14 protein-coding genes are annotated in these 20661 nt (G+C 63.7%); 7 read left to right on the top strand and 7 right to left on the bottom strand.

Features of this window, described 5'->3' with window-relative positions; genetic code table 11:
- Positions 1-16: 16 nt before the first annotated feature.
- From EMB92_RS09075 to EMB92_RS09085, 3 genes are all read right to left on the bottom strand, one after another.
- A complete protein-coding gene (locus EMB92_RS09075) occupies positions 17-715 on the bottom strand; it encodes a sirohydrochlorin chelatase (protein ID WP_150394626.1) in 699 nt (232 codons plus the stop codon).
- 142 nt (positions 716-857) lie between these two features.
- Positions 858-1298 carry a flavodoxin domain-containing protein gene (locus EMB92_RS09080; protein ID WP_107044377.1) on the bottom strand — a complete coding sequence of 147 codons (441 nt, stop codon included), beginning with the start codon at positions 1296-1298 and terminating at the stop codon, positions 858-860.
- Positions 1295-2920, bottom strand: coding sequence for a nitrite/sulfite reductase (locus EMB92_RS09085; protein WP_150394627.1), 1626 nt, complete (start codon positions 2918-2920; stop codon positions 1295-1297). Before EMB92_RS09085 ends, EMB92_RS09080 begins: the two co-directional genes overlap by 4 nt.
- Before the next feature lie 480 nt (positions 2921-3400).
- Here EMB92_RS09085 and EMB92_RS09090 point away from each other — a divergent pair, with 480 nt between their 5' ends.
- From EMB92_RS09090 to EMB92_RS09105, 4 genes are all read left to right on the top strand, one after another.
- On the top strand, positions 3401-4456 hold the full coding sequence (locus EMB92_RS09090) for an NAD(P)/FAD-dependent oxidoreductase (protein WP_150394628.1): 1056 nt from the start codon (positions 3401-3403) through the stop codon (positions 4454-4456).
- Between the two features lie 194 nt (positions 4457-4650).
- Entirely contained in the window at positions 4651-6840 is a 2190-nt protein-coding gene (locus tag EMB92_RS09095; protein WP_190973639.1) for an ABC transporter permease subunit, read from the top strand.
- Positions 6837-7601, top strand: a complete 765-nt coding sequence (locus EMB92_RS09100) for an ABC transporter ATP-binding protein (RefSeq protein ID WP_150394630.1) — start codon at positions 6837-6839, stop codon at positions 7599-7601. Before EMB92_RS09095 ends, EMB92_RS09100 begins: the two co-directional genes overlap by 4 nt.
- A gap of 36 nt (positions 7602-7637) precedes the next feature.
- Entirely contained in the window at positions 7638-9356 is a 1719-nt protein-coding gene (locus tag EMB92_RS09105; RefSeq protein WP_223847668.1) for an aryl-sulfate sulfotransferase, read from the top strand.
- Positions 9357-9763: 407 nt separating this feature from the next.
- Here EMB92_RS09105 and EMB92_RS09110 read toward each other — a convergent pair whose 3' ends face one another.
- Positions 9764-11125 carry an aminotransferase class III-fold pyridoxal phosphate-dependent enzyme gene (locus tag EMB92_RS09110; protein WP_190973640.1) on the bottom strand — a complete coding sequence of 454 codons (1362 nt, stop codon included), beginning with the start codon at positions 11123-11125 and terminating at the stop codon, positions 9764-9766.
- Positions 11126-11581: 456 nt separating this feature from the next.
- Here EMB92_RS09110 and EMB92_RS09115 point away from each other — a divergent pair, with 456 nt between their 5' ends.
- From EMB92_RS09115 to EMB92_RS09125, 3 genes are all read left to right on the top strand, one after another.
- Positions 11582-12490, top strand: a complete 909-nt coding sequence (locus EMB92_RS09115) for an ABC transporter permease (protein WP_150394631.1) — start codon at positions 11582-11584, stop codon at positions 12488-12490.
- A gap of 122 nt (positions 12491-12612) precedes the next feature.
- A complete protein-coding gene (locus EMB92_RS09120; RefSeq protein ID WP_150394632.1) occupies positions 12613-13704 on the top strand; it encodes a taurine ABC transporter substrate-binding protein in 1092 nt (363 codons plus the stop codon).
- A 4-nt stretch (positions 13705-13708) separates the two neighbouring features.
- Positions 13709-14539 (top strand): ABC transporter ATP-binding protein, encoded by an 831-nt coding sequence (locus tag EMB92_RS09125; protein WP_150394633.1) that lies wholly within the window; start codon positions 13709-13711, stop codon positions 14537-14539.
- Positions 14540-15046: 507 nt separating this feature from the next.
- Here EMB92_RS09125 and EMB92_RS09130 read toward each other — a convergent pair.
- The 3 genes from EMB92_RS09130 to hpsG all read right to left on the bottom strand — a co-directional run bounded on the left by EMB92_RS09130 (position 15047) and on the right by hpsG (position 20369).
- Positions 15047-16216, bottom strand: coding sequence for an ATP-binding protein (locus tag EMB92_RS09130; protein WP_150394634.1), 1170 nt, complete (start codon positions 16214-16216; stop codon positions 15047-15049).
- Positions 16217-16617: 401 nt separating this feature from the next.
- Positions 16618-17763: a glycyl-radical enzyme activating protein gene (locus EMB92_RS09135; RefSeq protein WP_223847669.1), complete on the bottom strand. Its 1146-nt coding sequence runs from the start codon at positions 17761-17763 to the stop codon at positions 16618-16620.
- A gap of 125 nt (positions 17764-17888) precedes the next feature.
- Complete coding sequence (gene hpsG, locus EMB92_RS09140; protein WP_150394635.1) at positions 17889-20369, bottom strand: (2S)-3-sulfopropanediol dehydratase; 2481 nt, start codon at positions 20367-20369, stop codon at positions 17889-17891.
- Positions 20370-20661 lie beyond the last annotated feature (292 nt).

The raw sequence follows: 20661 nt of genomic DNA on the forward strand, positions 1-20661 counted from the left end.
CTCAAGATGAGGACGGTCACACGCCCGCCTGCGCGAGACGCTCCTTGATCGCGTTGATGATGACCGGGTCGTCCTCCAGCGTCGGCAGGAAGATATCGCCGGATTCGATCGCCTGTACGCGCGCCTTCATCTTGGCGGCGAGTCGCCCGTCCGTCAGGAACAGACGTTCGACGATGAACGGGCCGTGCTCGTCCACCAGCGTCTCCTCGATCTTCGGATGACCCACGTGATTCGTCGGCACGATTTCGACGCCGACCGCCTGGCCGACTCGCGCGGCGAGCGCCTGCAGCTGCTCGAACGGCTCGGGGAAGTGGGGCGTGCCGTGCGCGATGAGCAGCACGCGACGATTCGGGAACGCCTCCACGGCCGCGCCGAGCGTGCGTTCCAGATAGCGTTCGACCGCGTCGGTCTCGGCCAGCGGTTCGGTTACCGTGACCTTGATCGACGGGTCGAGCACCTTGGCCGACCGCGCCGGAATATCCCAGCGCATGTGCGTGGCCGAATACAGCAGCACCGGCACGATGACCAGATGGTCGACTCCGGGCTGCGACTGCAGGTCGTTGATGCCGTCCTCCAGGGTCTGCTCGTCGCCCTCGAGGAACGAGATGCGGCCGAGCTGGCCCTCGTCGGCGATGAATCCCGCGAGCAGTTCGAGATTCGACTCGGGGATCTTGCCGCGGCGGCCGTGCAGTACGTAGAGATAACCGGTGGTCATAGTCGGTGCTTCCTTTGAAGACGGGTTTGTACCGGAAGTCGGTTTGACTACCCCTCAGTCCCGCTTCGCGGGCCAGCTCCCCTGACAAGGGGAGCCGAGTATGGGATGGATGGACCTCCGGTACGGAATAGTAGCTGGTAGCTCAGGCGGCGAGGGTCTTGGCCAGGTCCTTCAGACGGGCGATCGCGTCGTCGTCGGGGGCCAGCTCGATCTTGACGCTCGGGGCGGCCAGTTCCGCGCCGTCGTCGGTGACGAGCTTCTCGAAGAAGTCGACCGCCGCGCAGAAGTGCGGGTAGCTGGTGTCGCCGGTGCCGATGACCGCGACCTTCTTGCCGGACAGGTCGGCGCCGTCCAGATCGTCGTAGAAGTCGACGATGCCGCCGGGCACCTCGCCGTTCGCGCCGTCGGACCAGCTGGCGATGACGTAGTTGTCGGCGCCGTCGAAGAACTCGTCGACCTCCACGCCGTCCTCCGCGTCGATGACCTCGACGTCCTGCCCCAGATCCTCCAGCGCCTCCTGCAGGATCTCGACGGCTTCCTTGGTGTTGCCAGTCGCGCTGGTGTAGATGATCTTGGTGCTCACTTCAGTACCTCCGGTAGGGTTTCGATGAATTGGTTGAGGGTTTCTTGGAAATGATCGGTTCCCTGACGGTTGTAGTAGTCATAGAACGTTTCGGTTCCCACGTGGTTGTCCTGATAGTCGGTCAGGATCGACGCGACCGCGTCGGCGAGCTGCTCCTTGGAGAACACTCCCTTGAGCGGCTCGTTGAAGTGGCCCTCGCCGAGGAGGCTGCCACCTACGGAGAGCTTGTAGCCCTCCACATGCTGACGGTCGGGGGTGCGCGCGTGCACGCCCTCGATACCGATGTCGGCGATGGATCGGTGGGCGCAGTTGCTGCCGCAGCCGGTCATCGTCACGTTGATGGGGGTGTCGAACGCGAAGCGCTTGTCGAGGTTCTCGATCAGCGGCTTGAACACGGTCTTCGTGTGCGCGTTCGCGAGGTTGCAGTACTCGGCGCCGGTGCAGGTGTTGCCGTAGTCGGCCAGCAGATGCGGGTGGATCGAGAAGCGCTCGAAGATCGGCAATGCCTCGACCTCGGCGAGCTTGTCCTCCGGAATCCACGGGATGATCAGGTTCTGGCAGTGATCGAAGCGGATCTCGTCGCGTCCGTAGTTGCGGGCCACGTCGGTCAGCGCGCGGAAGTCGTCCGCGGTGATGCGGCCGGACGGCACGGAGACGCCCACGTAGTAGTAGCCGTCCTGCTTCTGGCGGTGCACGCCGAGCGCGTTGCCGCTGTTCCAACCTTTGACCTTGCTACGACCCTTGGTCTGCAGGTCGGGCAGGGACTCGCGCACCTTGTCCTCGAACTGCTCGGCTCCCCAGTCGGCCACGAGGAACTTGAGGCGCGCCTTGGAGCGGCTGCGGCGGTAGCCGTAGTCGCGGTACACCTGGCAGATCACCTCGGCCACGTCGGCCACGCGATCGGGGGTGACGAAGATGTTGAGCTGCTGCGCGAGGTACGGCTTCATGCCGAGACCGCCGCCGACGTACACGTTGAAGCCCTTGACGGTGTGACGTCCGATGCGCTTGGTGGCGGGCGTGAATGCCACGTCGTTGATCTGCGCGTCGGCGGAGTTGTACACGTTGCTGCTGATCGAGATCTTGAACTTGCGCGGCAGGTTCGAGTAGTCGTAGTTGCCCTGGAAGCGGTGGTAGACGTCCATCACGGTCTGGCGCGTGTCGAACAGCTCGTCCGGGTCGATGCCGGAGAGCGTGTTGTCGACGATGTTGCGGGTGATATCGCCCTCGGCGCCCACCGTCGTCAATCCCACGTTCGTGATGCCGGCGAAGATGTCGACGAGCTCCGCGAACGGGATCCAGTGGTACTGCACCGCCTGACGCGTGGTCAGGTCGATGATGCCGTGGCCGTACTTCTCACCGATCCAGGCGATGTGATCGGCCTGCTTGACCGTGATGCGACCGCCCGGGATCTTGATGCGCATCATGAAGTATCCGTCGGTCTGCGGCTTCTGGACCGTCAGACCCGCGTACTTGAAGTACATGAAATAGCTCGGGTCGATTTCCGAGAACGGCTTCTTCACCAGCTCGGGGAGGTCCTTGAACACGTCAAGGCCGTCCTCCTTGAGCTTGGCGATCTCGTTGCCGTTGAGCTTCTGATCCGCCCATGTGGCGATGTAGCTCATGCTGCCCCCAATTCGAGTGATGGAACCCCTGTTGAGTCGGGAGCCTACAAACGTCGCATTGCGGTGTCAAAACGGGGATTCGGGGGTTTCACGGGGTCGCGGTGGCGTGAAACCGTTGCGATTCCGCCGTTTCCCGCATGTTTCACGTGAAACATGCGGTTCCAAGGTTGGTTGATGGTTCTAGTTGTCATCCGTTATCAATCGTTGGAATTCCGCCGTTTTACGGGTTATGGCCGTACTTCGTGTCACCGGCGTCGGTCCGTATACTGACGCCTATATGATCCGACGGCCGGTCATCGGGGCCACGGGAGACTGGCATCGCATTGACTACCCCGGCTCGCCTGTCGGCTCGCACGTTGCCTGCAAACAGCTCTGCTGTTTGCTTCACGGCAACGTCTTGACAGGGGGAGCCGAAGTGGTGGTGCGGGGAATCCGGCATGGGGTCATGAACATCAACACGGATACATTGGGGGAAACCACATGAGCGAAGCAATCACTATTGAAGAGACCACGCCTGAGGATGTGAACGGGCAGCAGGCGGAGGCCGGCTCCGCTGCGCCCGCCATCACGGACGTGACCGTGATCGGCGGCGGGCCGGTCGGCATGTTCGCCGCGTTCTACTCGGCCATGCGCAACCTCGACGTCACGCTCGTCGACAGCCTGCCCGAGCTCGGCGGTCAGGTCGCGGCCCTCTACCCGGAGAAGCCGATCCACGACATCGCCGGATTCGTCTCCGGTACCGGTGCCGAACTCGTCGGCAACCTGAAGAAGCAGATCGACACGTTCCCCGAGCGCATCACCGTGTATACGAACGAGGAGGTGCGTGGCCTCGAGCAGCTCGCTGACGGCACGTTCACGCTGACCACGCCCGCGCGCGAGATCCGCACGCGATCGGTGATCGTGGCGATCGGCTCCGGCGCGTTCACGCCGCGTCCGCTCGCGATCGACTACGATCGCGAGCGTCTCGACGGTCACGGGGTCTTCTACTTCGTCAAGCATCTGGCCGACTTCGCCGGCAAGACCGTGGCCGTGGCGGGCGGCGGCGACGCGGCCATCGACTGGGCGCTCGAACTGGAGCGCATCGCCGGCAAGGTCGTGCTCATCCACCGTCGAGACAACTTCCGCGCGCTCGAGTCGAGCGTCGCGCGACTGAAGGAGTCGACCGTCGCGATCCTCACACCGTACAAGTTCACGTCCGTGACCGGCGTGCCCGACGGCGACGGCCTGCACATCGAACTCGCCAAGATCAAGAGCGACGAGACGCTCGCGCTCGACGTGGACGCGCTGCTCGTCAATTACGGCTTCACCTCCGACAACCACCTGCTCAAGGAATGGGGTCTGCCGGTCAAGCGCGGCGATCTGGAGGTCGACGAGTATCTGGAGACCGAGGTACCGCGCATCTACGGCGTCGGCGACGCGGTCAACTATCCGGGCAAGGTCAAGCTCATCTCCGCCGGCTTCGGCGAGGTGCCGCGCGCCGTCAACCACCTGGCCGAGCAGCTCTACCCCGATCGCAAGCAGCCGCTGCACGAGTGATGCAGTGGTGACGTGCGGGTGACGCGCGAATAGCCCGTCATAAGCAACGTCTTCAATGAAGCCGCCTCGGCGTGCCGATGATTGCGGTAACGTCGCGGGTATCCGCGGAACGCCTCCATCGCCCGGGGGAAACGACAGGGCGATGGCAACGGAGGAAGAGACGCCGCGGAGCACACGTGAATGGGGGCTTCAACTTGCGTACTCGTACATCATCCATATCCGCATCGGCGGCGGCGCCGGCCGGCCGCACCCGCGTCTGGGCGATCGTCGCCGCGATGCTCGCCGTCCTGACGATCCTCGCCTCCGGCATGTTCGGCGTGCAGCCGGCCCGCGCCGCCGAATCGACCGATCTCAAGACCCTGCGATTCGGCTACCCGTCGTCGGGTACCAACTGGAACAACGGCGTGCTCGGCGTCGCCCTGGAGAAGGGCTATCTCGACGAGTACCTGAAGCCCCTCGGCTACAAGGCCAGCGGCACCGGATTCGTCGGCGCCGCGCCCGCACTGCACGAGGCGCTGACCGGCGGCGACCTCGACTACGTCGACTACGCCGGATTCGCCGGCATCCTCGGCAAGTCCAAGGGCATCGACACGACGCTGCTGGCCGTGACCGAATACAACTCCGGCTGGCGCCTCGTCGCCTCCACCAAGTCCGGCATCACGTCGATCAAGGACCTCAAGGGCAAGAAGGTCGCGTACATGCGCGGCGCCACCCCGCAGATGTACCTGATCAAGGTGCTGCAGCAGGCCGGCCTCAAGTTCTCCGACATCGAGGCGGTCAACACCGATCTGCCGAGCGGCCTGTCGACGCTCGCCACCAACGGCATCGACGCGGCCGTCGTCTCGGCCGGTCAGGAGCAGCAGCTGGTCGACGAGGGCAAGGCCAAGGTCATCCACAGCGGCATCAAGGCCGATCGCAAGACCTTCTACGAGCCGACCGTGCTCATCGCGCGCACCGACTTCGCCAAGCAGCATCCGGACGTGTCCGCGGCGGTCATCAAGGCGCTGCTCAAGGCCAAGGACGACATCGTCAAGGATCCGGCCGCGTTCAACAAGCTGTCCGCGGAACGCTCCGGCAACCCGCTCAACGTCGTCGAGGCCACCGCCGTCGACGATCCGAAGGTCGGCCATCCGGTGACGCTCACGCCCGCGCTCATCAACTCGATGAAGCAGGTGCAGCAGTTCGAACTCGACAACAAGCTCATCGCCAACCCGATCGACGTGCAGGCATGGACCGATCCGGCCCCGCTGAAGCAGGCCATCGAGGAGTATGAGCAGGGCAAGGGCGTGGCCGCGGCCGACGCGACGAAGGACGCCACGGCCGCCGTCGCCGGCGTCGTGGATGATCAGGCCTCCGCTGGGGCGTCCGGCGCGTCCGGCGGTGCCGCCGCACAGGGCCGCGCGAATCCGGCTTTCGCGGCGATCGCGCTGCTCGCCGGCTACGTGCTGTTCGCCGGCGTCGTGATCGTCGGCCGCAACCGCGTGCGCGCCTGGCTGTCCGCGCTGAATCGCAAGGAGATCGCCGCCGCGTCCGTCGCCGACGACTCGTCCGACTCGGGCGCCGAAAACTCGACCGCCGCTTCCCTCACCTCGCGCATCCAGTCGCTGGGCGTCACCAAGCGGATCCTCGACGTGATCTTCCTCGTGCTGCTCCCGATCGGCGTGTTCGTCGTCTGGCACGTGGCGACCGCCTCCGGCCTGATCTCCACGCTCGTGCTGCCGACGATCTCCTCGGTGGCCGACACGATCGTCGGCCAGCTCACCTCCGGCACGTTCAAGGGCGATCTTGCGATCAGCATCAGCCGCATCCTCAAGGGCTACGGACTGGCCGCCGTATTCGGCATCTTCTTCGGCGTGATCATGGGCATGAGCCTGTCCGCGAACCGCTTCTTCATGCTCGCATTCAAGGCGATCCGCCAGATCCCGATGATGGCCTGGGTGCCGCTGCTGGTCATGTGGTTCGGCATCGGCGAAGGCTCCAAGGTGGCCGTCATCTTCCTCGCCGCGTTCTTCCCGATCCTCATGAACACGATCGACGGCATCACGCGTGTCGACCGCAAGCTCGTCGAGGTCGGCAACATGTACCAGCTCTCGCGGTGGCGACTCTTCCGCGAGATCTACCTGCCGGGCGCTCTGCCGTCGATCTTCGTCGGCCTCAAACTGGCCCTCGGCATCTCCTGGATGGCCGTCGTCGGCTCCGAGATGATCGCGGCCAGCTCCGGCATCGGCTTCCGCATCAACGATGCGCGCAGCCTCATGGATTATTCGATCGTATTCGCCGGCATGATCGTCATCGCCGTGGCCGGCGTGCTGATGGACGTGGTGCTCTCCGCGATCTCGCGGGCCGTCACCCCGTGGGAAACGATTAGAAAGGCAACAGCATGACCGTGGACCTGGATATCGAAGGACTGGGCAAGAGCTTCGTCGTCAAAGGCAAGCCGATCACCGTGCTCGACGGCATCAACCTGGAGGTGCGCGACGGCGAACTGCTCGTCATCGTCGGGCACTCCGGCTGCGGCAAGTCGACACTGCTCAAGATCATCGCCGGACTCGAACAGCCGACCGCCGGCCGCTGCGAACTCAACGGCCACGAGATCACCAAACCGGGCACCGACCGGTGCATGATCTTCCAGGAGCATCGCCTCTTCCCATGGATGAGCATCGAGAACAACGTGCAGTTCGGCCTGAGGGGACGCCCCAAGGCCGAACGGCAGCGCATCTCCGACCATCTGCTCGACCTGGTCAAACTCGGCGACTTCAAGGACGCCTATCCGAGCCAGCTGTCCGGCGGTATGTCCCAGCGCGCGGCCATCGCCCGGGCGCTCGCCACCGATCCGGAGATCCTGCTGCTCGACGAGCCGTTCGGCGCGCTCGACGCACTGACCAAGATCGAACTGCAGGACGAGCTCCTGCACATCCGCAAACAGCAGCACAACACGATGATCATGGTCACGCACGATATCGAGGAGGCCGTGTATCTGGCCGACCGCATCGTCGTCATGTCGACCCGCCCGGGGCGCATCGAGGAGATCATCGACGTCGATCTCGGCGAGCATCGCGACCGCGGCAGCAACGAGTTCGCCGCGTACAAGAGCCGCGTCTACGACCACTTCCTGCGCACCCGCGAAGTAGTCAAGGCATCCTGAATCAATCACCCCACCAACTAGGAGGACACAACACCCATGGGCTATCCCACCATCTATCCGACCGGCGTCACCCTCTACGACAAGGACGCGGCGTGGAACGGCTACACGCTGTTCCCGACCCCCAAGGGCGCGCTCCTCATTGACATGAACGGGCGGGAGGTGAACCGCTGGGCCGGGCTCGCCGGATTCCCCAACAAGCTGCTGCCCGGCGGATCCGTGTTCGGCTCCTCCGGTGCGCGCGGCGGCTCGGCGGCCTATCAGGACCAGCTCGATCTGCTGCAGGTCTCGTGGGACGGCAAGGTCGAATGGAAGTGGGATCACACCGAACTCGTCCACGACGAGGGCCGCGAGCCGCGCTACATGGCCCGTCAGCACCACGATTTCGAACGTGAGGGATCGCCCACCGGCTACTACGCGCCCGGACTCGACCCGAAGACCGACTCCGGCAACACGCTGATCCTCACGCACGAGAACTCGTACCACCCCGAGATCACCAATCAGCTGCTCATCGACGACAAGATCATCGAGGTCACCTGGGAGGGCGAGGTCGTGTGGGAGTGGCGCGCGGCCGACCACTTCGAGGAGTTCGGCTTCTCCGAAGCGGCGCGCAAGTCCCTGTACGCCAACCCCGCGATGCGCGGCGAGGCGGGCGGCGACTGGCTGCACGTCAACTGCATCTCCACGCTCGGCCCCAACAAGTGGTTCGATCGCGGCGACCTGCGATTCGCGCCGGATAATATCCTGTTCGACGCGCGTAACGCGAACATCCTCGCCATCATCGACAAGCAGACCGGCAAGATCGTGTGGAAGCTCGGCCCGGACTTCGCCGAGAACGAGGCCGTGAAGAAGATCGGCCCGATCATCGGCCAGCATCATCTTCACCTGATCCCGCGCGGCCTGCCGGGCGCGGGCGATCTGCTCGTCTTCGACAACGGCGGCGCGGCCGGCTACGACGCGCCTAACGCCATCGCCCCGGATGGTGTGAGCGCCGTGCACCGCGACTACTCGCGCGTGCTCGAGATCAACCCGGTCACCCTGGAGATCGTCTGGCAGTACACGCCTGTCGAGGCCGGATTCATGCCGTTCTCCGACGGATCCAAGTTCTACTCGTCGTTCATCTCGTCGGCTCAGCGACTCGAGAACGGCAACACGCTGATCACCGAAGGCTCCGACGGCCGCCTCATCGAGGTGACGCCCGACCATCGGATCGTGTGGGAGTACATCAGCCCGTACTTCAAGGAGTTCGCGCCCGGATTCGCCACGAACATGGTCTACCGCGCCTACCGCGCCCCCTACTCGTGGGTGCCGCAGGTGCCGGTGCCGGAGGAGGAGTCGATCGCGCCGATCGACGTGACCACGTTCCGCGTGCCCGGCGCGCGCGATGACGTGCTCAAGGTGACCACCGTCGACGGCGTCGACCCGAACAAGCAGTCGCTCACCGGTACGGATGACGACGAATTCGGCGGGGATGCGTCGGATGGCGGGAAGGGTGATGCCGGTGATTCCGGTGCTGGTGCTGGTGCCGGTGCCGGTGCCGGTGGTGCCGGCGAATCCGGTTCTGCCGACGGCGCCAATGGTTCCAATGGCTCTAACCAGTCCAACCAGGCCGATCAGGCCGACGCCACCCCCGATCACGCCGACTTCTGCATGGTTCGCCTCGACAAGGACGATATCAGGAACCTGAGCGCCGCCCGCAAGTCCGACGGCGGCCTCTTCGGCAAGTCCGGCGGCCCCAAGATCACCTACACCCTGTAGCTGAGCCGGTAGAACCTGTCGGGGTTCCTACAGGGTTTCTGGCTGGTAGGTTTCTGTCGGTAGTCAGGCCCCGGAGTCTTGACTCCGGCAACCCGGTTCTTGGAGTCTTGACTCCGGCAGTCCGGCCCCGGGAGTCTTGACCCCGGAATCTGGCTTTCGGCCCTTGGAGTTTCGGCTCCGATAACCTGGCCCCGGGGGTTTCGGCCCTTGGATGTCTCAACCCCCATTCCCCGTACGCTGAGTGACAGTCAGTATACGGGGAATGGGGGTATCGGCGGATAATCACCCGTTTTCGTACGCCTGCGTCACGGCAGCGTACGAAAACGGGTGATTTCGTTGGAATGGCCACCGTCTCCGTACGCCTGTGCCATCTCGGCGTACGGTAACGGTGGCTAGCTAGTGGAACCCTACTTGCAGAACTCCTCGTCGGCCCAGGTGAGGACCTCGTCGAGGATGTCGAGCTGCTCGCGCAGCTCCTCCTCGGTGATGATCAGCGGCGGGCAGACGTTGAGGTTCGATTCGCGGCCGAACGTGTAGAACCCGCGCTCCCTGAGCTTGGCGAAGATGGCGGGCATGCGTCCGTTGGACGTGTGATACGGGGCCATCAGCTCGCGGGTCTCCTTGTTCACGACCAAGGTGAGCGCGGCGAACAGGCCGATGCATCGAGCCTCGCCGACACAGGCGTGACGGCGTGCGAAGCCCTCCAATGTCGGCTTGAGCACGCTCTCCAACTGCCTGACATGGGCGCACAAGTCGTGATCCAGATAGTACTGGGTGGCGGCCAGGCCGGCCGCGCAGGCCAGCGGATGACCGGAGTAGGTCAGACCGCACGGCAGCGGATGGGTCTCGAAGAACCCGGAGATCGCCTTGCTGGCGATCACGCCGCCCAACGGCACCGTGGCGCCGGTGACGCCCTTGGCGAAGGTGATGAGATCCGGCACCAGATCGAAGTTCTGCCAGGTGAACATCTCGCCGGAACGCGCGAACCCGGCCATCACCTCGTCGCAGATGAGCAGGATTCCGTTCCTGTGGCACAGCTCCGCCACGCCCTCCATATAGCCCTTCGGCGGCACGAGCACGCCGTTGGCGCCCACGATCGACTCCATGAGGATCGCGGCGATGGTCTCCGGCCCCTCGTAGGCGATCTGCTCCTCCAGCTGATGCAGGTACTGTCGGGTGCATCGCGCCTCGTCCTCGGGCGTGCGGTCGAAGCCGTCCTCGTAGACGGACGGGTTGAGGAAGTGCACGAAGCTTGGGGCCGCGCCGCCCATCTCGTACGCGAACCTGCGCCAGTCGCCGCTGGCGAACGCCGATCCCAACGTGGAGCCGTGATAGGAGCGGTAGCAGGAGAGGATCTTCGGCCGGCCGGTGTAGAAGCGGGCGATCTCGATCGCGTTTTCGTTGGAATCGGAGCCTCCCAGCGTGAAGAACACGCGCTGGAAATGCTCCTCGCCGGCGATCCTCACCAGCAGACGGGCCAGTTCGCCGCGCGGTTTGACCGCGAAGTTCGGGGCGATATAGCACAGCTCCTCCGCCTGCTTCCTGATCGCCTCCACCACCGCCTGATTCTGATGGCCAAGGTTCGAACAGACCATCTGCGAGCTCATGTCCGCATAGCGCTTGCCGTCGTAGTCCCAGAAGTAGATGCCCTCGGCGCGCTTGACCGCGATGACCGGCCCGCCCTGCTTCGCCCACGGCTGGAGCACGTACTCCTGATGCAGTCGCGCCACTTCCTGCCCGGTCGGATCATTCACGGTCGGATTGCCCATAGTGTTCTTGTTCCCCCTGATATATCGACATTCATCATCGTCGACGAGACGTATACGGCCTGCCGAACGAGGCCGATGGCCGCAGTATAAGCACGGCGGCCCATCGCGGCGAAACGGTGCGGAAAGCCTGAAACGGCGGGGTTATGCGGTTCGTTAAACGGTCATAGGGAGCGTCTATAGGCGATTTTCCGATTTCGGGGGATATGGGCGGATTCCGCCGGTTATTCTTGAGCACAGAGGTTCCGCTGAGAGCCGCGGCGTGCAGACGCCGTCGCATTCGGCACGGAACATCGGCGCGTCCGACCGTCGTACACGACCGCGACGCGCACATCTCAACAGACCGTAGCTACTTGTTGTTCTGGTTGCGGGCCCAATGAATTTCACAGCAATAAGGGTCTCGGCCAGTGTGACGGCCCGTCACAGACGCGACCCGGCCGGACATGGGGGAAAGCAAGCATGACTGCGGCAATAGGCATCGAACGAGTGAAGACGTGGACACGCCCCGTCACAAGGCGCGTGGCCGCACCGGAACCGAACGGGGAGCCTCGGGCCGTTCGCAGGCGCATCCCCGTCAACAGGCTGCAGGCCCTGATCTCGCTGGTCGGCTTCGTGGCCGTCTGGTGGGCGGTCACCGCCACCAGACTCATCAACCCGCTGTACCTGCCGAGCCCGGGCGCCGTGTGGAACGCGTTCGTCAAGGCCAACACCTGCAATCCGATCGCCGCCGGATCGACGCGCATCGTGTGCGGCGTGCAGCAGTACTTCCTGTGGCAGCATCTGCTGATGAGCCTCGAACGCATCGGCGTCGGACTCGGCTTCGCCATCGTCGCCGGCGTGCTGGTCGGCTTCCTGCTGTCGAGCGTCGCATGGCTCAGCCGCGTGATCATGCCGTACATCAACTTCGTGCGCGCCCTGCCGCCGCTGGGTTACATCGGCCTGCTGATCGTATGGTTCGGCATCGGCGACACCACCAAGATCTGGCTGCTGTTCCTGGCCGCCTTCCCGCCGATCGTGCTCGCCACCATCGACGGCATCAAGGGCGTGAGCAAGGACCGTATCAACTCCGCGCTGTCACTGGGCTCCTCGCGACTGCAGCTGCTGTCGCTCGTGGTGCTGCCGAGCGCACTGCCCAGCGTGCTCAACGGCATCCGTCTTGCCGTCGGCTTCGCATGGACCACGGTCGTGGCCGCCGAGCTCAACAACGGCATCCCGGGCATCGGCGCGCTCGCCTACCTGTCCGGCACGGAGATGAACACGCCGCTGACCATCGCCTGCATCATCGTGATCGGCATCGCGGCGCTCGTGCTCGACGGCATCCTGCAGCTGGTGATCCACGCGCTCACGCCGTGGGTCGGTAAGGAGTGATTCCGGGGGAGCGGTGACGCGGACGGTGGGGGCCGTCCGCATCACCTGCGAATCACAGCACGTGACGATGTTTCACGTGAAACAACGACTTATCCGAAAAACATAGAAGGGGAATCCATATCATGTCTATCGATCTCAGGCGCTCCGGTTGGGTGAAGCGCGCACTCGCACTGGTGGCCACGGTCGCGGCCGTCGCATCGGTCGCTGCCTGCGGCCAGATGCAGACCGCCGATCAGGTGGCCGGCAATACCAAGGCGACCAGCGCCTCCGGCTCCTGCGTGACCAAGGAGAACACCGACTTCACCGGAACGCTGCGCATCGGCTGGCAGGCCATTCCGAACGCTGATCTGGTGGTCAAGGACCAGAAGCTGCTCGAAGCCTGCCTGCCGAAGGCCAAGGTCGAATGGAGCCAGTTCAACTCCGGTGCGGACACGCTCCAGGCGTTCGGCGCCAAGTCGCTCGATCTCGCACTGCTCGGCTCCAGCCCCACGGTCAAGGCGGCCAGCGCGCCGCTGAACCTGCCGGTGCAGGCCGTATGGATCAACGACGTGATCGGCACGGCCGAATCGCTCGTCGCCAAGGACGGCATCACCTCCGTCAAGGATCTCAAGGGCAAGACGGTGGCCGTGCCGTTCGGCTCCACATCGCACTTCTCGCTGCTCTCCGCGCTGCAGAACGAGGGATTGAGCGAATCGGACGTCAAACTCATCAACCTTGACCCGGATAAGATCCCCGCCGCATGGCAGCGCGGCGAGATCGACGCCGCGTGGGTGTGGGATCCGGTGCAGAGCGAGCTCAAGAAGGCCGGCGCCAAGCCGGTCACCTCCAGCGCCGAAACCGCCAAGCTGGGCGCGCCCACCTACGATCTCGAAGTGGCGGCGACCGACTTCATCAAGACCAACCCGTCCGTGCTGGAGACCTGGACCGCCGTGGAGAACCACGCCATCAAGCAGGTCGCCGCCAAGGACGGCAAGGCCATCGACTCCATCGCCTCCCAGCTGGGCATCGACCCGGATCAGGTCAAGCAGCAGCTCGCCGGATACGAGTACCCGGACGCGAGCGAGCAGGCCAAGACCTTCACCGACGATCTGCCGGCGACCTTCAAGAAGACCGCCGAATTCCTCAAGCAGCAGAACGGCATCGACGCGGTGGGCGACAGCTACGACTCCGCGCTGTACGCCGACGCGATCAAGCAGGTCGCCAAGGAGAACTGAACCGATGACCGTTACGGACGATCTCACGGATACCACGGACAACGCCACGGCCAACACGGATGATCGGAGCGGCGTGGTCATCCGCCACGTCACCAAGACCTTCGACACCGAGCGGGGCGAGAAGGTCACCGCACTGCACGACATCAACCTGACCATCGCCAATCACGATTTCATCTGCGTGGTCGGCCAGTCGGGATGCGGCAAGACCACATTGCTGAGCATGCTCGCCGGATTCGAAAAACCCACGGAGGGCGAGCTGCTCATCAACGGCCAGCGCATCGAACGCCCCGACGCCAAGCGCGGCGTCGTGTTCCAGAAGCCGCAGCTCTACCCGTGGCTCAACGTGCGCCGGAACGTGGAGTTCGGCATGAAGGTGCAGGGCGTGGATCGCGCGCGCCGGGAGCGTATCGCTGACGAGTATCTGGCGATGGTGGGACTGTCCGACGCGGCCGATCGTCGCCCGTACGAGCTGTCCGGCGGCATGCAGCAGCGTGCGCAGATCGCGCGCGTGCTCGCCACCGATCCCGACCTCATCCTCATGGACGAGCCGTTCGGCGCGCTCGACGCGTTGACCCGCGAGAACCTGCAGGTGGAGCTGCGCCGCATCTGGCAGGAGAAGCGCAAGACCGTGTTCTTCATCACCCACAGCGTCGACGAGGCGATCTTCCTCGGCACGCGCGTGATCGTGATGACCGCCCACCCCGGCACCGTCAAGATGGACGTGCCGGTGACTGTGCCGCGCGACCCCGACCACCCCGAGGACATCGACGCGGTACGCAACACCCCGCAGTTCATCGCGCTCGAGCACGAGATCTCCGACGCGATCCACCACTGACCTTCGCCTCGACAATCGATCGAGCGGGTCGCCAATCAGGGCCCATGGCCTTATTCATTCATGGCCCGGGTCCTTTGTTATTCCAGCCACCGTTTGCGTACGCTGAGTGGCGGTCAGTATACGGGGAACGGGGGTATCGGCGGATGATCACCCGTTTTCGTACGCCTGCGTCACGGCAACGTACGAAAACGGGGGATTTCGTCGGAATAGCCACTGACGGCGTACGCTGAGGTCATCTCAGCGTACGGTGGCGGTGGCTTAGTATCCCGCGGCGTAAATTCGTTGATGACATGACTACCTCTTAGTCCCGCTTCGCGGGCCAGTTCGTCCAGCAAATAATGACCGTTATACGCGCGCTTTGCTGGCTTGCCTGTCGGCTCGCATGCTGCCTACAAACAGCTTGCTGTTTGCTCTACGGCAGCATCCTGACAAAGGGAGCCGAGAATGGGATAAACGAATTTACGGCGCGAGATACTAGGGATGGTAGACCACGTACATAGGTTGCCGTCAGTCCGTGAGTCCTGCGATGGTGCGGCGCATCTGGTGGAAGGCGCCGTGCTCGCGCAGGTAGTCGCGCAGATAGGGCAGTTTGAAATCCACATGCCCGTAGGAGGACTGATAGATGATGTCCTCCTTGATGAGCTGTGTGCGGTAGACGTTCGCGTAGATCTGATCGCGTTCCAGTCGTTTGGCTATGACACTGGTTGCGGACGGACCGTCGTCCTGGGCCATGGCGAGCAGGTAGGCGCGTGCCATGGCCGACAAGCCGTCGATGGCGGGGCCATGCACCATATCGCCGAGTTTGAGTTTCGCCTGGGCGATCCCTCGCTCGGCGGCATCGACGGTGATCTCTCCGGCATCGGCCGTAGGTCCGGTTTCCGATGCGCGCCATGCCCAATAGCCAACCAACTGAATCATGAACGGATACCCATTGGTGGCGCGTGCGAGCATCGACAGCACTTCGTCATCGGCATGCTTGCCATTGGCGGTGACGGTGTCGGCAAACGCCTGACGCACCGCGTCGAGTGGGACGTCGCCCAGATGCTTGCGTTCCGCACGACGTAGGAACGTCAGGACGTCATCATTGATGACGTTCTCCACCATTGATGGCAGCCCGGCAAAGATGAAGGCGATATTGCGCTGTTCCCGGATGAGATGCTGCACGGCGGTGGCCAGCGACCTGATTTCGGCGATGCTGGACGCCTGTACCTCGTCAAGGGTGATGAGAATGCCGCGATGTTTTCTCTCCAACTTGTCGAGCTTTGCCGACATCGCCCTGCGAAAATCAAGTGTGCGCTCGGCGGGTGGAGCGAATTGCGCTCCACCCAGATTCACTGATGCCGAAATCGGAGCGCCTGGAATGGATATCGAGGCGGTAGGCATGGTCAGTGAGCTCAGGTGCGATTTGTCGTCTTCATGCAATGCGTCGATGAGACGATTGATGAATCCCGCCTCGGCGGTCTCGTCGATGACGAGCCAATCGCGCTTCCGGGCGATATCGCCGAGAGCATTCAGCATCACGGTTTTGCCGACTCCTCGTGCGCCGGTCAGATACATGAGACGGCCGGGAGCTCCTACGCCATCATCCAGTGCGTAGGAGAAGTCCTCGATGTCATCGGTCCTGCCAACCAGCACAGGCGGAGTCATTCCCGCAGTGGGCTTGAACGGATTGGCCATATGCGCTCCCGTCATTGATCCTGAATTCACGCAACTTATAAAAGATATAATACTTATAAAAAGTTATAAAACGGGATAGGCCTCCGTTTGCGTACGCTGAGTGGGGGTCAGTGTACGGGGATTGGGGGTATCGGCGGATGATCACCCGTTTTCGTATGCTGCCGCGTCGTAGGCGTACGAATACGGGTGATTCGGTCGGGATGGCCACCGGCAACGTACGCCTGTGGTTGCTCAGCGTACGGTGGTTGAGGGAACTGGGTTTCGGATGGAGAAACCCGGTGGATGAAATGGAGTTGGAAGGCCGAGACCTGGTGGGTGACTGGTGAACGAGGGGCGAGACCCGGCGGATGACCTATGAATGGGGGTCGGAGCCTGACGGATAAGTGGGTGGGGAGAAGTTACTACTTCTCGGAGTCGGAGTCGGAGTCGGAGTCGGAGAAGTAGTCGGAATCCTTGTAGAGGGCGTCGGCGGCCAGGCCGGAGGCGAGGACCATGTCGCGGATCTCGTTGAACAGGGCGTCGTCGAGCTTGATGTCTCCCATCGGATAGTCACGGCCCAGAGCGTGGTACTTGCCCTCGCCGAATCGGTGATAGTGCAACGGCTGGTAGGTGATGTTCGCCTCGCGGCCGCCGAGCCCATGCAGGAAGTCGACGATCGCCTCGATATCCTCAAGCGAATCGTTGAACCCCGGAATGATCGGCGTGCGCACCAGTTTCGGCAGATCGGGATGATCGGCGCACAGTCGAGTGAAATTGTCGAGGATGCGCTCGTTACCGTACCCGGTCCATTCGCGATGAACCGCCGAATCCATCGACTTGATGTCGAACAGCACGTAGTCGAGGTGTTCGGCGGCGCTCGCCAACGAGGCGTACGGCGCGTATCCGCAGGTTTCGATGGCGGTGGTGATGCCGCGTTCGTGCGCGCCCGCGAGCAGGTTCGTCAGGAACGTCCGGTGCGCGAGCGGCTCGCCGCCGGAGACCGTGAGACCGCCACCGGAACGGTCGAAGAAGACCTCGTCGCGTTCGACGATGTCGAGGATCTCGTCGACCTGCATCGGCTTGCCCTCAAGCGTGATCGCCTTCGACGGGCACGCCTTGGCGAAACGGGTGACCTCGTTGAGATCGAGCTGGTCGAGCACGGCGCGATCAAAGGAGATGTCGATTGAAGATGCGGTCGCGTTGCTGCCTGTGGCATTGCCGTGAACGGCATCATTCCGACCGTCGCTACCGTCGCCGTCAACTCGACGCACCGCCGACGGGCACGCCAATGCGCAGCGGTCGCAGCCCATCGAGGCGATGCACTTGTCGGCCACGAAGCTGACCTCCGGGCCGAATCGCTGTGATTCCGGATTGCTGCACCAGGGGCATCGCAGCGGGCATCCCTTGAGAAAGACGATCGTGCGGATGCCGGGGCCGTCATGCAGCGAATAGTGCTGGATGTTGAACACCATCGCCGAGTCCTTCGGGGCCAGACGCCGCCATTCGCCGGTGGGGCGGAGCGAGGCCTCACGGTCTGCGAGGATGCGTTCGGTGAGTGCGTGCTGCATGGTGGGACCAGACTTGTGTATGCGGGTGATGTATGCGGGTATGTGGCGTTTGCGGATGTATGTGAATCGGCCAGCCCCCTCGTCAGAGGGGGCCGATACCACTCAAACAAGTGCAAGACGGGCCACTAGAACGCCTCCTGCTCGTTGCGGGAGATGAGCTCGTCCTGCAGGTCCTTGGACAGTTCGGTGAAGAACGCCGAGTAGCCGGCGATGCGCACGATCAAGTTGCGGTACAGCTCGGGGTGCTTCTGCGCCTCGCGCAACGTCTCGTTGTTCATCACGTTGAACTGCACGTGCCACAGCTTCAGATCGCGCCACGTCTCGATGAACTCGACCAGCTTCTCGGTGCCCTCACGGCCCGCCACGCAGCCCGGGGAGAGCTTGATGTTGAGCAGTCGGCCGGCGTGCTCGTTGTGATCGAAGTTCTTGGTCAGGTAGTTCGACAGCAGGATCGCGGTCGGACCCTCGTGGTCGGCGCCCTGCGCGGCGGACGATCCGTCGGACAGCGGCGTGAACGCGCGGCGTCCGTCCGGCGTGGCGGACACCACCTTGCCGAAGGGCACGTGACTGGTGAACGGCACCAGACGGATGTCCATGTGCACGCCGATCTGCTGGGAGTACTTGGCGGTGAACTCCTGCGCGGTGCGATCGAGGACCTTGCCGATCTCGTCGGCGTACGGGTCGTCGTTGCCGTAGGCGGGGGCGTTGCGCAGCAGCTGGCGGATCACCTCGTAGCCTTCGAAGTCGTGCTCGCACGCCTCCTTGAGCTCGTGCAGGCTGATCACGTGCTCCTCGAACACGAGCTTCTTGATGGCGGCGAGCGAATCGATCACCGTGGCGAAGCCCATGTACTCCAAGTATCCCAGGTCGATGCCGCCGGGGATCTTCGGCTGATGCAGGTCGATGCACGATTCGCGGCACAACTTCTGCAGCATCGACCCCAGCGGGGTGGCGAAGTGCTCGGCGCGCAGGCGGATGATCTCGTGCTGCTGGATGAACGCGTGCTTGAGCAGGTTGTTCTGCTGCCTGAGGAACGCGGCGAACAGGTCGTCGAAGCTCTGGAAGTCCTCGAACTCGCCGGTCTCCAGACCGAGCACCTCATCGCCGTACTTGAGCATGCGGCCGTTGTACATCACCATCTCCAGTGCGGCCGCGAAGTTGATGTACGCGTTCGGGCTGGTGTAGGTGTCGCGGTTCGGCATGCGGCATTCGGCGCAGCCGGACACGGAGTAGTCGAGCGCCTCGTCGAACTTCGCGCCCTTGCTCAGCAGCAGCGGCACCACGTCCTCGTCGTTGAGCAGCTTCGGGAAGCCCTCGCCGCTCTTGATGGTCAGGGCCACCTCGCGCAGGTAGCGCTTCGGCGAACGCGTGTGGATGCGCGCCGCGAGATCCGGGTAGTTGAGCGGGAACTCGCGCTTCGACTTGAGCAGGATGTACGTCAGCTCGTTGGTCGCGTCGTAGCCTTCGGGGGTCTGGCCTCCGATGGTGACGGCCTCCCAGTGGGCGTAGCCCTCGTTGAACGCGCCGCCCGCGTCGGACAGATACAGGTCGATGTACTGGGCCATGTCGACCCACATGCATTCGAACAACTCCTGCGCCTCGTCGGCGGTGATGCGTCCCGCCTCCTTGTCGGCCTTGTAGAACGGGTAGAGGTACTGGTCCATGCGGCCGTTGGAGATGATCGTGCCGGTCTTCTGCTCGATGCGGCTGAACAGCTGCGTGAACCACTGGCTCTGCATCGCCTCGTAGAAGGTGCGTGCCGGGTGCTCGGGCACCCAGCGGCAGGTTTCGGCGATGCGCTGCAGTTCGGCGGCGCGCTTCGGATCGCCCTCCTCGGCGGCCTGGCGTTCGGCCTCGTCGGCGTGACGGTTGGCCCACAGGATGATGGCGTTGGCGGTGAGGATCTCCGCCTCGAGGAACGGTCGCTTCTCGCAGTTGTCGATCGGGGAGAACTCGTCGAGTTCGGCCAGACGCTGCTCGGCCTCCTCGCGCAGTCCGCCGAAGCCGCGCTTCAGGACGATCTCGTAGTCGTGGACCCACTGCAGGCTGGAGCGGAACGATGCGGTCTCGTTGACCACGTAGCGGGAGGTCAGCGCCTCGTCCGGATTGTAGGTGAGCTTCATCGTCTCCGGGCCGAGCGCCTTGGCGAGGTCCTCGTGGAAGGTCTTGCCCTTCCAGTACGGGGCGATGTCCTCGATGATGGTCTTCGCGTCCTCCGGTGCGATGTCGAACGGCGAGCTTTCGCGCGTGGGCAGCTTCTTGATGGCGAGGTCGAGCGTATCGCCGTCGAGTTCCGGGTAGAGCAGTCCGTAACGGCCCTCGCCGCCGCCGCGTCCGACGATCAGCTGGTCCTTGTCGACGTACACGGTGGCCTTCTCGGCGTAGTGGTACAGCGCCTTCGCCCAGCGCAGCACCAGCGGCTCGCCCTCGGTCCGGCGGAAGCTTTCGGTGAACAGCAGTCCTCGTTCGACGTCGACGTGTGGCTTCTGCGCGCGGATTCGCGCCAGAATGTCGTTGGCTCGCGTGTGATGGGCGGGCGTCGCCTGCTTGTTCTCGATCTGCTCCTGGATGCGCGTTTCCTGCGGCGAGAGAACGGTCGTGCTCATATGTGTGTATTCCCCCTGATGACATGTGATGTCTCACCGCGTTGAAACCCCCGATTGCGGTGATTACCGGCCATTCTATGGGGGATTCGAGGGCCGACAGGCGGTATCGCGTCAGGAACGCTATAGCCAAATGCTATGGCGCATCATAAGGCGCGCACGGCCCCCTCTGACGAGGGGGCTGGCAGCCGAAGGCTGACTGGGGGAGAGACCGGGGAAGAAGACATGCCGTTGATAATCGGCGATAAGCAGCGTCTATAGGGGGCCGCCGTGCCGCGCGATGCCGCTGACGTCA

This window comes from Bifidobacterium callitrichos, assembly GCF_008698085.1.
Lineage (GTDB): Bacteria > Actinomycetota > Actinomycetes > Actinomycetales > Bifidobacteriaceae > Bifidobacterium > Bifidobacterium callitrichos.

Excerpts from the sequence above, each read along its gene's own strand:
- EMB92_RS09075 (WP_150394626.1), bottom strand. The coding sequence starts at position 715 with ATGACCACCGGTTATCTCTACGTACTGCACGGCCGCCGCGGCAAGATC.
- EMB92_RS09085 (WP_150394627.1), bottom strand. The coding sequence starts at position 2,920 with ATGAGCTACATCGCCACATGGGCGGATCAGAAGCTCAACGGCAACGAG.
- EMB92_RS09090 (WP_150394628.1), top strand. The coding sequence starts at position 3,401 with ATGAGCGAAGCAATCACTATTGAAGAGACCACGCCTGAGGATGTGAAC.
- EMB92_RS09100 (WP_150394630.1), top strand. The coding sequence starts at position 6,837 with ATGACCGTGGACCTGGATATCGAAGGACTGGGCAAGAGCTTCGTCGTC.
- EMB92_RS09105 (WP_223847668.1), top strand. The coding sequence starts at position 7,638 with ATGGGCTATCCCACCATCTATCCGACCGGCGTCACCCTCTACGACAAG.
- EMB92_RS09110 (WP_190973640.1), bottom strand. The coding sequence starts at position 11,125 with ATGGGCAATCCGACCGTGAATGATCCGACCGGGCAGGAAGTGGCGCGA.
- EMB92_RS09115 (WP_150394631.1), top strand. The coding sequence starts at position 11,582 with ATGACTGCGGCAATAGGCATCGAACGAGTGAAGACGTGGACACGCCCC.
- EMB92_RS09120 (WP_150394632.1), top strand. The coding sequence starts at position 12,613 with ATGTCTATCGATCTCAGGCGCTCCGGTTGGGTGAAGCGCGCACTCGCA.
- EMB92_RS09125 (WP_150394633.1), top strand. The coding sequence starts at position 13,709 with ATGACCGTTACGGACGATCTCACGGATACCACGGACAACGCCACGGCC.
- EMB92_RS09130 (WP_150394634.1), bottom strand. The coding sequence starts at position 16,216 with ATGGCCAATCCGTTCAAGCCCACTGCGGGAATGACTCCGCCTGTGCTG.
- EMB92_RS09135 (WP_223847669.1), bottom strand. The coding sequence starts at position 17,763 with ATGCAGCACGCACTCACCGAACGCATCCTCGCAGACCGTGAGGCCTCG.
- hpsG (WP_150394635.1), bottom strand. The coding sequence starts at position 20,369 with ATGAGCACGACCGTTCTCTCGCCGCAGGAAACGCGCATCCAGGAGCAG.